At 38.6% G+C, this 14,173-nt stretch carries 9 protein-coding genes; all 9 read left to right on the forward strand.

Features of this window, described 5'->3' with window-relative positions; translation table 11 throughout:
- Positions 1-504 precede the first annotated feature (504 nt).
- Positions 505-3,003, forward strand: a complete 2,499-nt coding sequence (locus ACM40_RS12720; RefSeq protein ID WP_048503165.1) for an ATP-dependent Clp protease ATP-binding subunit — start codon at positions 505-507, stop codon at positions 3,001-3,003.
- A gap of 70 nt (positions 3,004-3,073) precedes the next feature.
- Positions 3,074-3,946 (forward strand): lytic transglycosylase domain-containing protein, encoded by an 873-nt coding sequence (locus tag ACM40_RS12725; protein ID WP_048503166.1) that lies wholly within the window; start codon positions 3,074-3,076, stop codon positions 3,944-3,946.
- Positions 3,947-4,300: 354 nt separating this feature from the next.
- Positions 4,301-4,711, forward strand: a complete 411-nt coding sequence (gene tssD / locus ACM40_RS12730) for a type VI secretion system tube protein TssD (RefSeq protein WP_175548869.1) — start codon at positions 4,301-4,303, stop codon at positions 4,709-4,711.
- A gap of 208 nt (positions 4,712-4,919) precedes the next feature.
- Complete coding sequence (locus tag ACM40_RS12735; protein ID WP_048503167.1) at positions 4,920-7,115, forward strand: type VI secretion system Vgr family protein; 2,196 nt, start codon at positions 4,920-4,922, stop codon at positions 7,113-7,115.
- Positions 7,116-7,149: 34 nt separating this feature from the next.
- Positions 7,150-8,004 (forward strand): hypothetical protein, encoded by an 855-nt coding sequence (locus ACM40_RS12740; RefSeq protein ID WP_048503168.1) that lies wholly within the window; start codon positions 7,150-7,152, stop codon positions 8,002-8,004.
- 20 nt (positions 8,005-8,024) lie between these two features.
- Entirely contained in the window at positions 8,025-9,272 is a 1,248-nt protein-coding gene (locus ACM40_RS12745; protein ID WP_048503169.1) for a PAAR-like protein, read from the forward strand.
- Position 9,273: 1 nt separating this feature from the next.
- Entirely contained in the window at positions 9,274-10,185 is a 912-nt protein-coding gene (locus ACM40_RS12750) for an ankyrin repeat domain-containing protein (RefSeq protein ID WP_228376178.1), read from the forward strand.
- Between the two features lie 311 nt (positions 10,186-10,496).
- A complete protein-coding gene (gene tssD, locus ACM40_RS12755) occupies positions 10,497-10,907 on the forward strand; it encodes a type VI secretion system tube protein TssD (protein WP_185097194.1) in 411 nt (136 codons plus the stop codon).
- Positions 10,908-11,335: 428 nt separating this feature from the next.
- The gene (gene polA / locus ACM40_RS12760) at positions 11,336-14,170 is read left to right on the forward strand and encodes a DNA polymerase I (RefSeq protein WP_048503171.1); all 2,835 of its coding nucleotides are present in this window, start codon (positions 11,336-11,338) and stop codon (positions 14,168-14,170) included.
- The last annotated feature ends 3 nt before the right edge of the window (positions 14,171-14,173 follow it).

Here is a 14,173-nt window from a genome sequence, read left to right on the forward strand (position 1 = left end):
AATGAGATATAGCAAGGATTTTTAAATCAAAAGTCGTAGAATTACTACAAAATATGAAATTTATATTGAAATATTTTTGAGATCAAAATAACCGCTTTATATTTGTTAAACAATCACACCACATCACAAAATATTAATACTGATAAAAGGCACAATCATGACGAATTCAAAGAATCATAAATGAAGGGGAATAACAGAAGTTATTGAAACTGAAATACAATGATGATCTAAGGATTGTGCCACTTAACGAAGACACACTATTACACATCAACATTCATAAAAAAGATCGTCCCCAAAGGCGGTCTTTTTGTTTAAAAAGTAAAAACTATTTGATTTGCCATTAAGAAAACTTATTACTTCTCTGATCAAAGAATTAACTACCTTTATGTTACAAACATTTTATATAAAAAAGATATATTTGTAAAAAGGTAAGCCTTGGCAGATAACACCAAATAATCTGATACAAACCGAAGAAACACAAACATATTAATATTAAAAATTATAATGGGAGTACTAGTAACCAACGAAACAGTAAAGCAGCTATTTCATATTGCCCAGTCAATAGCAAAGGAAAATTATAATGCCACCTATGGCGGCCCGCATATCCTGCAGGCTTTAATGCATAAAGATATCGGCCTTAATGAATTCCTGAAAAATATTGATAAAGATCCAGGGTACTTTTATGAATGGGCAGATGTCCGTATTGAAGAATATCCGAAAACAGCCCATCTTCCGGATGAAGTACGCCCGGATGATGCTGTAGATACACTTAATGAAGAAGCAGACGATATCAGGCTGAAACTAGGGCTGGATGAGATCACTCCGATATGCATCCTTACTGCCATTGTAAAACCTGAAGTTGTCTTTTCACTGCAGCAGCTGAAATCACTCCCGCTTAGAGAACACGAAATTTTCAACTTATATAGAAAAGATACCCCTTTCGCGGTGTCAGAAGACGGTAATTTTTCCTCACTTTTTTCAAACGGGTCGGATTATACGGATTCTTCATTTCCGTCGATTAAAAGCTATTGTGTAGACAGAACAGCACAAGCCAGAAAAGGAGATCTTGAAAATATCATAGGAAGAGACAAAGAACTGAGAATGCTCGTTGAAATCCTTTGCCGCAGAAGCAAACCGAATGTAATCATCATCGGTGAGCCGGGTGTAGGAAAAACGGCATTGGTAGAAGGCTTTGCCATAGAAATTACCAAAGGAAATGTTCCTGAAATGCTTAAAAACGCAACACTTCTGGAGCTGGACACTGGAGCATTATTAGCCGGAACTTCCTATAAAGGTGAAATTGAAGACCGCCTGAAAAAAGTAATCAACGAATGCAAGAAAATTGAAAAAGCAGTTCTCTTCATCGATGAAATTCATACCCTTTTAGACCCTAAAGGAAGTATCGGAAATGTAGCTAATCTTCTTAAGCCGGAATTGGCAAGAGGTGAAATTACAGTAATCGGAGCGACAACTCAGGAAGAATACAGAAAAATTATCGAACCTGAGCAGGCTTTTAACCGTCGTTTTGAAGTCCTGACCGTGAATGAACCGGACGAACAGACGTGCGTGAAAATGATTGATGTCCTTCTTGACGGCTACAAAAAACACCACGGCATCGAAGTAGAAAAAACATCCATTCCTGAATGCGTACGTCTTGCAAAAAGATATGCAAAAGGAAAAAAACTGCCTGATGCAGCCATTGACTTGCTGGACCGTACTATGGCCGCCATCAAAATGCTTGATGAGCTTTCGGAAAAAGAACTCGCAAGCTGGAAAGAAACCTATGAAGCCATTTTAAAAGAAGAGTTTACCGACAGCAAAGACCAGGCGAATGAACTGATCTGGAATTATAACCTTCTGAGAGACAAAATAAGCCCTATTCTTTGGGGTTCATTAAATGAGCAGCCTGTTATTGACAATTCCATGCCTGTGGATCAGATCCACAAGATCATTGATGATACTTATGCCGAACTATTGCAGCATGCAGCCAAAAAAAGAGAAAAAGTAGACCGTCTGGAACTGGCAGCAGTAATGGCGGCAAAAACAAATATTCCGATCGGGAAAATTCAGGCCCAGGAAAAAGAAAAGCTCCTGAATATGGAATCCCTGCTATTAAACAGAGTAGTAGGGCAGGATCATGCCTTGAAAATTCTTTCAGACGCTATTGTTGAAAACCGAAGCGGATTGAACAAACCGGGGCAGCCAATCGGATCATTCTTCCTTCTGGGACCTACCGGTACAGGGAAAACCGAGCTGGCAAAATCTATGGCAGAGCTCCTTTTTAACGACGAAAAAGCAATGGTACGTTTCGATATGTCCGAATTTAAGGAAGAACATTCCGCAGCGTTACTGTACGGAGCGCCTCCGGGCTATGTCGGTTACGAAGAAGGAGGAATGCTCGTTAATAAAATCAGACAGCAGCCTTATACCGTTGTTTTATTTGACGAAATTGAAAAAGCGCACCATTCTGTGTTTGATGTGTTCCTTCAGATCATGGATGAAGGAAAAGTTCATGATAAGTTGGGAAAAGAAGGCGACTTCAGCAATGCCCTGATCCTTTTCACTTCAAACATCGGAAGTGAAGAAATTGTCAAGCAGTTTGAAGAAGGAAAAGTTCCGGAATCCTCTTCACTGATGCAGATTATGTCCAATTCAGGAAGATTCAGACCCGAATTTTTAGCAAGAATTACAGAGATTATTCCTTTTGCGCCGATCACCGAATCCATTGCAGAAAGAATTTTCAACATCCAGCTGAAATCACTTCATACATCTTTAACGAGATTGGGAATGACCTTAAAAATCAGTGACGAAGCTGTGAAAAACCTGGCACTCGGAGGATTCAGCAGCAAATACGGAGCACGACAGATCTCAGGAGTGATTCGCGCACAACTGGCGAGACCGATCTCCAAAATGATCGTGAGAGAAGAAGTGAAATCCGGGCAGACCATTCATGTAGACTGGAATACAGAAGAAGAAAAATTAACCTGGAAAGTAGACGGATAATACACAGAAGGCTCATTGGGGAATTAACCTTTTAGCCTTTCTGCCTTTTAGCCATAAAACATATTAAAAAATGAAAACCGCATTCAGAAATATCTTTACAGCAATGATGCTGACAGGGAGTTTTGCAATGATGAACGCACAGTTTCTGGAACCTTCTGATACTTCAGAGAGTAGTGTAAGGAGGTATAACAATATTATCAATGCCAATAAAGAAATCGTTGAATTCATCGAATATTCCCTGGTACAAAAAGGACTGCCCAGACATTTAAGAAACCTTGCCCTGATAGAGTCCCATTTCAACAGGAATATAACTTCGGGAGCAGGAGCAGTAGGAATATGGCAGTTTATGACTGCACACGCCAATCAATATGGACTTACTGAGCAGAATCGCACAGATGTATATAAAAGTACAAAAATAGCAGTGGTTTCCCTGGGAAATCTCTATAAAAAGTATGGCGACTGGATTACAGTTGTAGCGGCCTATAACTGCGGTGAAGGGAATATTGCCAAAGCAATGCAAAACGCAGGTTCTACGCAGTATCATGTGTATTCTAAATATCTTCCTGCCGAAACCATCAATCACGTTAAAAAATATTTGAATGCCTGCTACGCAACCGGTGAGCTGGAAAGTGTTTTGAATAATTATAATTCTGCAAGGCTTAATAAAGTTTTCTTTACAGAAGGCGGGAGTGGCAGAAACAATGCTGCACCTCTTCAGGAGACCGAAATTAATGCAGGATTCAATCTGGATGTTATTGCTGATGAGCTGGATGTGGAAATGAATGAAATCCTTGCCTGGAACCCCGGAATTACTGAAGAATTACAGAAAAAAGGAGAAAGTCTTTTTTATCTTCCTACCGATCTTATGCCGGATTTTCTTCTGAAAAAGAATAAAATTCTTTCCCGTTCCATAAAAGAAGGTGTTCGGGTACAACAGCAATAAATTAAATGATTATAATCTACAGCCGTCACTATTTTTAGTGGCGGTTTTTTATGATTCAATGGTAAGCTTTGTTAAAGGCGTACTAATTATTCTTAAAAAATTCTTAATATTTCTCTTTTAAGTGTAAAATAATTTTATTAATTGGACGTTTTAATTTGATTTAATATATTGTAAATCAAATATTTGAATGTTGTGCTTAAATCTATTGTCGTAGAATTACTACATCAAATCGTAGAATTACTACAAAATTTCAATTTTACATTCAAAAGATTTTTTATTAAAATATGACGTTCTATCTTTGTTATGTAATCAATCACCAAATCACAAAATATTAACGATTAAAATTTACAAATCATGGCAGCAAATTCAAGAGGAATCTTAAAATTCAACGGAGGAGAAGAGCAGAAATTATTAAAGCTGAACTACAGCGTATCCAGATCTACAGACGTTTCAGGACGTGTAGCATCGGATCCCTCCAATGCACTGATCAAAGTTACAGTAGAAGCTACTGAAAAATCGGACATCCTTGAAAGCTTACTGAACGGAAAGTATAAGCCTACTACAGGTGAAGTTACTTTCAACAAATCTCACGAAGAAGGAACACTCACTACTTTGAAGTGGGAAAACGGATATGTAATCCAGCATGAAGTAGACTTCGACGCTGTAGACGAAAACAGTATGCTGATCAGCTTTGTTATAAGCGCAGAAGTTATCACTTTAGGTAACTCCGAGTACCGCGGAATGTGGCCTTCATCAGGTCATTAATCCTGAACAATCATCTTAGTAAAAATAAATTGGTACAGAATAGTGTATTCGCAAGAATATACTATTCTGTTTTTGCCGTATTTGGACAAATCACGTCCAAAATACTCCTCCGGAACCTTATTATAAGCGTTACGTTAGGATTGGAAGCTGCCTCCGTATTACTGGAAGCTATTCATAATTTATTATAATTTAAACAAAAACACCTATTATGTTTAAAGATGATCAATCGATAAAAGTGCAGAGTCCGAAAGGCAGTATACAAGATACAGCAGCAGAACAGCTTAACCATGCTGAAGATATGGCTATACAAAAAGCAGATGATAAGCTTCGGAAAGCGGATGAAGCCATTAAGAAGTCTGCAAAAAACGCACAGGACATTTATTCGGGCGCTTCCCAAAGCTCCAAAATGTTCATGAACCAGACTATGGTTCCCAATAATCCAGCCATTACTGAAAACAAGGTATGGTCCAAACAGCCTACTTCCAAAATACATAACGCTCAGGCTATCCCGGAAAGCATTATTGCGGGAATAAACCGTGTTGTCATGCTTGATATTGTAGTAGAGGGACAGGTAATCAGGCATTTTAAACATTTTAAGCTGGTGCAGAGTGCTTCAAAGCATCACGAATTCAGCCTTATTCTCGCTCACGACACTTTAGGAGGTGCAGAAAACCATAATTTGCAGGAAGCGCAGAGCTTTTTAGGAAAAAGAATCACAGTAGTATTTAAATATAAAGATATCGAGCAGGGCCCCGAACGTAATTTTGTGGGTGTTATTACAGAAGTAGGGTTCAGCCAGGAAAAAGGAAGCTTGGGAAATATCGTCCTTAAAGGATTCAGCCCGACTGTGCTGCTGGATGCTGCACCGCACATTCAGAGTTTCGGGGGCGGCCAGGAAGTAAGTCTTAACAGTATTGCTGATCATGTCATCAGGGAAGGACTGGGACAGAATAAGTTCGATTTCAGGGTAGATGCCCAGCACGGAAACGTTCCTTACAGCTCCCAATATGAAGAAACCCATTATAACTACCTGGCAAGAATTGCAGAAGCCTATGGCGAACAGTTTTACTATGACGGTGAAGTTCTGCATTTCGGTAAACTTCCGCCACAGGAAAAACCGGTAAAGCTTACCTATGGAAGCAGCGTAAATGATGTTGCGATCAAAATGAGGGCCCAGCATGTAAGTCCGAGTTTTTATGGCTATAACAGCAGTAAAAATGAGAAGCTCGTTACAGGAAGCTCAAAGATCAACCATACTTCAGATATTGCCAAACGGGCTTACGAAATTTCAGAGAAGACCTTTAAAACACCTTCTTTACGGGTAGCTCCTATCAAAGCTACTTCATTTATGGATATTGATGCCTCCCAGAAAGGAACAGCAGGAAGCAAAGCATCGGAGGTTTTTATTACTTCAGGATCTACAACGGTTCCCTTCTTGTATCCCGGATGTACAGCAGATATTGAAATGCGTAAAACAGATACTAACGATACTTCTTATTTTACCAAATTAATGATTGTGGAAGTTACCCATGAAGTCAATGCAAGAGGGTATTATGACGGAACTTTTGAGGCTATTGCTGCAGATACGGGATTTATTCCCCGCCCGGAATTTGAAACCCCGAAAGCAGAACCGCAATTTGCCAAAGTAATTTCCAATACCGATCCTTTAAACCAAGGCAGGGTAAAGGTTCAGTTTGACTGGCAGGGAGGACCGGACACTACCGAATTTATACGGGTAATGACTCCGGATGCGGGAAGCAGTGACAAGGTAAGCAAGAACAGAGGATTTATGGCTGTTCCGGAAGTTGGAGACCAGGTTATTGTCAACTTTGTGCATCAGCACCCGGACCGTCCGTTTGTCATGGGAGGAATGTTTCATGGAGGAATCGGAGGCGGAGGCGGAACCGGGAATAACATCAAAAGCTTAAGCAGCAGAAGTGGAAATAAATTGGAATTGAATGATGGTGAAGGTTCTGTTTTTCTGACCGATCAGGGCGGCGCCAATATGAAATTTGACGGAGCAGGAAATGCACAGACCAATGCCAACAATAATAAAACAGTCAACGTAGGAAACAATAATACGGTTAATGCTGGAAGCACGAGCTCTATTAACGTAGGTGGAAAAGACGGCGGAGCGGCTGAATCGGTTTTAAAAATGGATGCCAGCGGAAACATATCGGTGGAAGGAAAAACAAAAATTGAATTAAAAGTAGGTGAAAACAGCATTACCATCACCAAAGAAGGAATCACTATTTCTGCCAAAGAAGGAATGCTGGATTTGAATTCTTTACAGAATGCTTTATTGGTAACCCAGGATAAACTGAGCATCCACAGTCAATCGATCACTTCAATTAATGCAACAGGAGATCTGTTTATCACCGGAAGTAAAGTTGATATCAACTAGTGTTGGGCAATTTATTCTAAAAACTTAGCAAGGCATGGCATTGGAACCGAATAATGAAGAAAATAATGACTTATCAGGATTTAAATATGCCTGGTATAAAAAAGCAGAATATCAAATCAATATAAAATCCTATCTTACATTAGGAACAGGAAAAGCGAACCAGACAGAAATAGAACAAGACTGGACCGTAATACCGGGAGAATACAACCACATCACTGTAGAATCTTCTGCCCAGAATTATATTCAGTCAGATGGTCAGATGCAACCTTTTTATGAAATTCTTGAAAAAATAAATAAGGCAACAGACATAGTAGAATTATCTTTGAATACGGATAAAAGCATTCATGAAGTTACCAACAAGAATGAAGTTTTAAGGAAGTGGGAGGAGATAAAGAAAGATTTGCATTTTTTTGAGCTGGTAAAAGAGAGTTATAAAACTTTTATTCAGATTTACGATAAAGAGTTTAATAATATAGACCGTAATATTGGACGAAATTTATTGTACCAGATTATGTTTTATCCCTTACCGGCATTCAGCGGAGGAAGTTTTACCGAGGAAATTCCTGTAAGGACCACTTTATCAACGCTTTTCCCCGGAGAAGAACTGAATTACAGCTCTGCCTACAGGATTTACAGAAACGAAGACGGAGGATATACTGTAAAGCTGGAAGGAAAAAGCAAGGAAAGCCAATCCCGGTTTGAAAATGTATATAAGGAAAAGTATCAGAGAACCCTGGTCAATGCTTTGGAATACAAATATGCAATAGAAGGAGAATATATCTATAATCAGGATTCGGTACTGTCAGAAGTTATATTTCATGTGAAGGAAGAGCTTAATGAAAAAATGATTTATGTCTGCAGATATCATATAAGGTTAAATAAAAAGTAACACATTAATTCACGATCACTATGAGTCAGTTATATATCGCACAGGGGACGCCGCTTATTTGTAGTAAAGGCAGAAGGCTTATAGGAATTGGAGTCAGTTCCCAGTCTTCAGTAAACTTGAAAAAAGGGGCCAAGCTAATGGCTACGGAGGACGACCGTTTTAAAGACAATTTTATTTGTCCGGAAATGATGATCGCCGGGGCTTTAGCCGGAGTTGCTGTAGCAGCGGCTTTTTCCGGCGGACTTTTTGTTTTAGCCGCTGCAGCCTGGGCCGGAAGTGCCCTGATTGATGACTGCCTGAATATCTGTTCATTTTTATGTAAGGGAAGCGATTGGAAAAATACCCATCCGAAAGTTAGAATCGAAAATAAAAAACCTTTACTTCAAAATTCCAGTTTACATTGTTTTATAGGAGGAGAGGTTACTTTTCATTTACCGGTTGTCCAATTGCAGGAAGCTGTTACTGCCAGTAAAATGGCACAGGATTCTTACGAAGACAATAAAGGACAAAATACTACTATAGACGGATATACCCGCATCAATACCGATGATCAGAATAAATTAGATGAATTATTCGGACCTGGAGTATTAAAGACAAAAGATTTTAATACAAATAAAGATAATGGATTCTTTTCTTCCCTATACTATAATAAAGAAACTGGAGATTATTTTGTAGCTTTCAGGGGCTCAGAAGCAGGCGATCAGTTTATAAAAGACTGGGTGATAGAAGATGGAGGACAAGCATTTGGCTTTAATACGCCTCAGATAGAAAAGACGAGAAACCTTGCCAAAAAGATGAATGAGGCAACTAACGGAAAAGTAAAATTTACAGGGCACTCATTAGGAGGAGGGAATAGCGCAATGGCTTCCTACTATACAGGACTTCCTGGTTATACTTTTAATGCAAGAGGGGTACATAGTAATACTCTGAAGTATCTTGATGAAAAGAAAGCTGTAGGATCAACTTCAAATATCATCAACTATAGTACAAGTAATGATATCCTTAACGGATTACAAAATAATAGGGAAGGCTTACTTGCTACATTGGCATTTTCAAGAATTCCCGGACTTAATAAAATTGCCTTAGTAGGTGGTCTTACCGGAGCTGCACCAAGAGCTTTAGGAGAACAACATGAAATCTTCGGATATATTGAAGACAATGAAGGGCTTGGTATTAAAACCTTAGGGAGCGGACATGGTGCGTATGCAGATGCACTTCAGGCAATGGTAGCCAATATCAATACAGACGTTGTAGCAAATAATATATAATATGAAACCAATTATTTTAATAATACTTTCGATCATGACATTTTTTTCCTGTTCAGATTTTAACCTTAGGTCGCGTAAAAAAGAAAATAGAAACCAATATCCACCTTCAAAAATGTTTAAAGGAGACGGTTTGTTAGCTGCTCAAAAAATGTTTGATGGTGATCTTACCGGTATGGAACAAACTATTAAAGAAAAAAACATTGATCTTAACAAATTGCAGGAAGAAACAGGATATACATTGCTTATGTATGCTTCTATTATAGAAGATCTTAAAGCAATGGAAAAATTATTGAAGTTAGGGGCGGATCCTAATATTATAGTTCCTAATGAAGGATTAGAATCTCCTTTGAATCATGCAGTTGCCCTTAATAACTATGAAATGCTTCAATTGCTTTTTAAGTATAAAGCTAATCCTAATCATGCTTTAGGAGACTCCCCGTTATGTGACGCTATGATGATTGGAGGGCTTGAGAATACTGAAAGAAAAATGATCGATTATTTGATTCAGAATGGTGCTGATATTAATAATATCTCTTTTAATGGAAGTAATATTATGGAAGCAGCAGCAAGAGATGATCTAAACCTTGCTATTTATTTTTTAGAAAAGGGGGGGCAGCCTGTTATTCCTGGAACGAATATTTGTCCGATGGCTAGCTATATTCAGTTTGAGGAAGAAAATCAAAGGAAATTTAATAAAACTGAAAATTTAAACGAAATATTAGCATTTAAAAAACAGCTGATTGAAAAATACAATGTTAAGTTTCCTTACCAAAAAGATACAGTAGCAGAAGCTAAACTCAGAATAAAATTGTATGAAAATCTAAGTCCTAAAGATAAAATATCCGTAAACTTCAAAAAGAATTACGGTGAAAACCGGTACCAGCAAGATTTGGCTATTGTAAAAGGAAAATAAAAGCAGCGGAAACAATATTTTAATCCCACATCAAAATCAGATCATCAAGGTCTGATTTTGTTTTAATATTTCCCATGATAGTGCAAAATTATAACGGCATTAAATACTTTTAAAGACAAAATTTCTATTGCAGACAGGCATTTACAGCATTATGTTAACTCAAAAGTCGTAGAATTACTACATCAAATCGTAGAATTACTACAATATTTCAGATTTGCATCCAAAAACTTTTTCCTTATCCATATCGGGTCTATCTTTGCTCTGTAATCAATCACTATTCACATAATATATAACATTTAAAATCACCAATCATGGCAGCAAATTCAAGAGGAATCTTAAAATTCAACAACGGAGAAGGTCAAAAATTATTAAAGCTTAACTATAGCGTATCCAGATCTACAGATGTTTCAGGACGTGTAGCATCAGATCCGTCAAATGCTCTTATCAAAGTTACAGTTGAAGCTACTGAAAAATCTGATATCCTTGAAAGTTTATTGAACGGGAAATACAAGCCTACAACAGGAGAAGTTACCTTCAACAAATCTCACGAAGAAGGTACATTAACTACTTTGAAGTGGGAAAACGGATATGTAATCCAGCATGAAGTAGATTTTGATGCAATAGACAGCAACAGTATGCTGATCAGTTTCGTAGTAAGCGCAGAAGTTATCACTCTTGGTAACTCTGAGTACCGCGGAATGTGGCCTTCATCAGGTCATTAATAGACCCAAGTCTTTTAGTAAAAAAATAACAACTGAACGGAACAGCAGAAATGCTGTTCCGTTTTTTATGGGAACTGATTAAGGCCAGGACTTTAGTGGGAAGATATCAGACATGAGAACAATATGTCAATGGTGAATTTTGCTTCGCAAGTGAATAGGTGAATTTTTTAGAGTCAAAAGTCAAAAGTCAAAATTCAAAAGCCAAGAATCAAGAGCCAAGAACCAAGATTTCAGATGTGAGGTTTCAGATTCCAAACTATTTCCTCAATAATTTATCTGTCAACCAGCATCTAGCAACATAAATCAAGCTCTCAAACCCTAAAATTCTCAAACTCTCCAACCCTTACCTTCACCTCAAAACTCACAATTCATCACTTATTACCCCGAAGAAACTTCCTATTTTCTTATATTTGTTCATTATAGACATTATGGACGCAACACAAGATAAAAGACTCTTTCTCATCGATGCTTATGCGATGATTTTCAGAGGATATTACGCACTGATCAGAAATCCAAGGCTTACCAGTAAAGGTTTGGATACCTCTGCTATTTTCGGGTTTACCAATTCCCTTATTGAATTAATCAGAAGAGAAAAGCCGACCCATCTGGCAGTTGTTTTTGATGTTGGGCAGGCAAGCGTAAGAACGGATGATTATTCGGATTACAAAGCTAATAGAAGCGAAACTCCTGAAGCTATCAAGATTGCTATTCCATACATTCACAGAATTCTGGAAGCAATGCATATTCCCATACTGGGAGTTGAAGGATATGAAGCAGATGATGTGATAGGCACCATTGCCTGCAAAGCAGAAAAAGAAGGATATACCACTTTTATGGTTACGCCGGATAAAGATTTTGCCCAGTTGGTAACAGATAAAATTAAAATCTACAAACCCGGCTTAAAAGGGGGCGATATAGAAATCCTTGGAGTAGAAGAAGTAAAAGCAAAATACGAAATAGAAGATCCCAAGCAGGTCATCGATTTCCTTGCCATGATGGGAGATGCCGTAGATAATATACCCGGATTGGAGGGTGTGGGAGAAAAAACAGCCATGAAATTCCTTAAAGAATTCGGAAATATAGAAACTCTGCTGGCCAATACGGATAAGCTGAAAGGAAAGCTGAAAGAGAAAGTAGAAGCTTCTGCAGAAAGAGGAATTTTATCCAAAAAATTAGCAACAATCATTTGTGATGCACCGATAGAATTCCATCAGGAACAGTATGATCTTGATACCCCGGATTTTGAAAAAGTAAAAGAAGTTTTCGATGAAATTGAATTCAGGAGATTGTACGAAAACCTTTACCGTGCATTTGCTTCGGCTCCTGTAGAAACTGTGGTGGTAAGTGAAGTTGAGATAAAGCAGACCGCAGTAGTTACAGAAATAAAAGGGCAGGTAATGCAGCTGGATCTTTTTGCCAATTTTGAAGAACTTGATCAGGCAACTTCCACCAAGAGTTCCATTGAACATAATGACCATCTCTACCAGTTTGTTAATAACCCTAAAGCCCAGAAAGTGCTGGTGGATAATTTGTTAAAGCAGCAAGCAGTCTGCTTTGATACGGAAACCACATCACTGAATGAGCTGGAAGCAGAATTGGTAGGAATGAGCTTTTCCTATAAAAAAGGTCTGGCGTACTATATCCCGTTATCCGAGGATAAAGGAGAAGTACTGCAGACCCTTGAAATTTTCAGACCTTTCTTTGAAAAAGAAGATCTTCTGAAAATTGCACACAATCTGAAATTCGATTATAAAATATTAAAACAGTACGATATCACGGTAAAAGGGGCCATGTTTGATACCATGATTGCCCATTACCTGCTGAACCCGGACGGAAGGCACGGAATGGATTACCTTTCCGAAGTCTATCTCAACTATAAACCGGTTTCCATTGAAACCATTATTGGAAAAAAAGGTAAAAAACAAGGGACTTTCCGGGATGCAGACCTGAGAACACAAACCGATTATGCAGCAGAAGATGCCGACGTAACCTTTCAGCTGTACGAACTTTTTGCCCCGCAACTGAAAAAAGAAAACCTGGAAGAGCTTTTCTTCAAAATCGAAATGCCGCTGATGGAAGTCCTGGCAAAAATGGAACTGGCCGGTATTTCACTTGATGAAAAATGGCTGGCACAGGAAAGCATCGATCTTGAAAACGATCTGAGACAGCTGGAATCTAAAATTTTTGAACTTTCCGGAGAAGAATTCAACATGAATTCACCCAAGCAGCTTGGAGAAATTCTCTTTGAAAAAATGCAGCTTGATCCTAAAGCCAAGAAAACAAAAACAGGACAGTACGCAACTTCAGAAGATGTTCTTCAAAAACTAAGCTCAAAACATGAAATCATCAAGCATATCCTGGAATACAGAACCTATCAGAAATTAAAATCTACTTACGTAGATGCACTTCCTTCACAGATCGACAAGCAGGACAACAGGGTACATACCAATTTCTCCCAGACTACGGCTGCTACTGGACGTTTGGCAAGTGTAAATCCCAATCTTCAGAACATTCCGATCAGGACACTGCGCGGGCAACAGATCAGAGGGGCTTTTGTGTCCGGAGAAGGCAAAAAAATTATCTCTGCCGATTATTCTCAGATCGAGCTTCGTCTGATTGCTGAGATTTCAGGAGAAGAGAATATGATTAAAGCTTTCCAGGATGGAGAAGATATTCACGCTTCAACGGCAGCCAAATTATTTAAAATTCCTCTGGAAGAAGTTTCCAAAACTCAGAGAAGCCAGGCCAAGACTGTTAATTTTGGAATTATCTACGGGCAGGGAGCTTTTGCATTGGCAGAACAGACCGGTCTTTCAAGAACCGAAGCCAAACAGATGATCGAAGCTTATTTTGAAACCTATCCGAAACTCAAGGAATATATGGCGGAACAGGTAAGCAAAGCCCGCCAGGTAGGGTATGTGGAAACAATTTTAGGAAGAAAACGTCATTTGAAAGATATTAATTCCAATAATTTTGTGGTGAGGGGCCATGCGGAAAGAAATGCCGTAAACGCACCGGTACAGGGAAGTGCTGCAGATGTGGTAAAGCTGGCGATGATAAAAATTGATAAGGAGCTTAAAGAACAGCAGCTGCAGACTAAAATGCTTCTTCAGGTGCATGATGAACTTATATTTGAAGCTCCGGTAGACGAAATTGAAGCCGCTTCAAAACTGATCAGAACCGAGATGGAAAGTGCTTTGGAAACCCAGGTGCCTTTACTGGTAGAAGTGGGAGTAGGGAACAACTGGCTGGAAGCACATTAATAA

The organism is Chryseobacterium sp. BLS98, from assembly GCF_001045445.1.
Lineage (GTDB): Bacteria > Bacteroidota > Bacteroidia > Flavobacteriales > Weeksellaceae > Chryseobacterium.

What these genes read in the sequence shown, in the direction of transcription:
- tssD (WP_175548869.1), top strand. Translation starts at nt 4,301, where the DNA reads ATGGCAGCAAATTCAAGAGGAATCTTAAAATTCAACGGAGGAGAAGAG.
- ACM40_RS12745 (WP_048503169.1), top strand. Translation starts at nt 8,025, where the DNA reads ATGAGTCAGTTATATATCGCACAGGGGACGCCGCTTATTTGTAGTAAA.
- ACM40_RS12735 (WP_048503167.1), top strand. Translation starts at nt 4,920, where the DNA reads ATGTTTAAAGATGATCAATCGATAAAAGTGCAGAGTCCGAAAGGCAGT.
- ACM40_RS12750 (WP_228376178.1), top strand. Translation starts at nt 9,274, where the DNA reads ATGAAACCAATTATTTTAATAATACTTTCGATCATGACATTTTTTTCC.
- tssD (WP_185097194.1), top strand. Translation starts at nt 10,497, where the DNA reads ATGGCAGCAAATTCAAGAGGAATCTTAAAATTCAACAACGGAGAAGGT.
- ACM40_RS12720 (WP_048503165.1), top strand. Translation starts at nt 505, where the DNA reads ATGGGAGTACTAGTAACCAACGAAACAGTAAAGCAGCTATTTCATATT.
- ACM40_RS12725 (WP_048503166.1), top strand. Translation starts at nt 3,074, where the DNA reads ATGAAAACCGCATTCAGAAATATCTTTACAGCAATGATGCTGACAGGG.
- ACM40_RS12740 (WP_048503168.1), top strand. Translation starts at nt 7,150, where the DNA reads ATGGCATTGGAACCGAATAATGAAGAAAATAATGACTTATCAGGATTT.
- polA (WP_048503171.1), top strand. Translation starts at nt 11,336, where the DNA reads ATGGACGCAACACAAGATAAAAGACTCTTTCTCATCGATGCTTATGCG.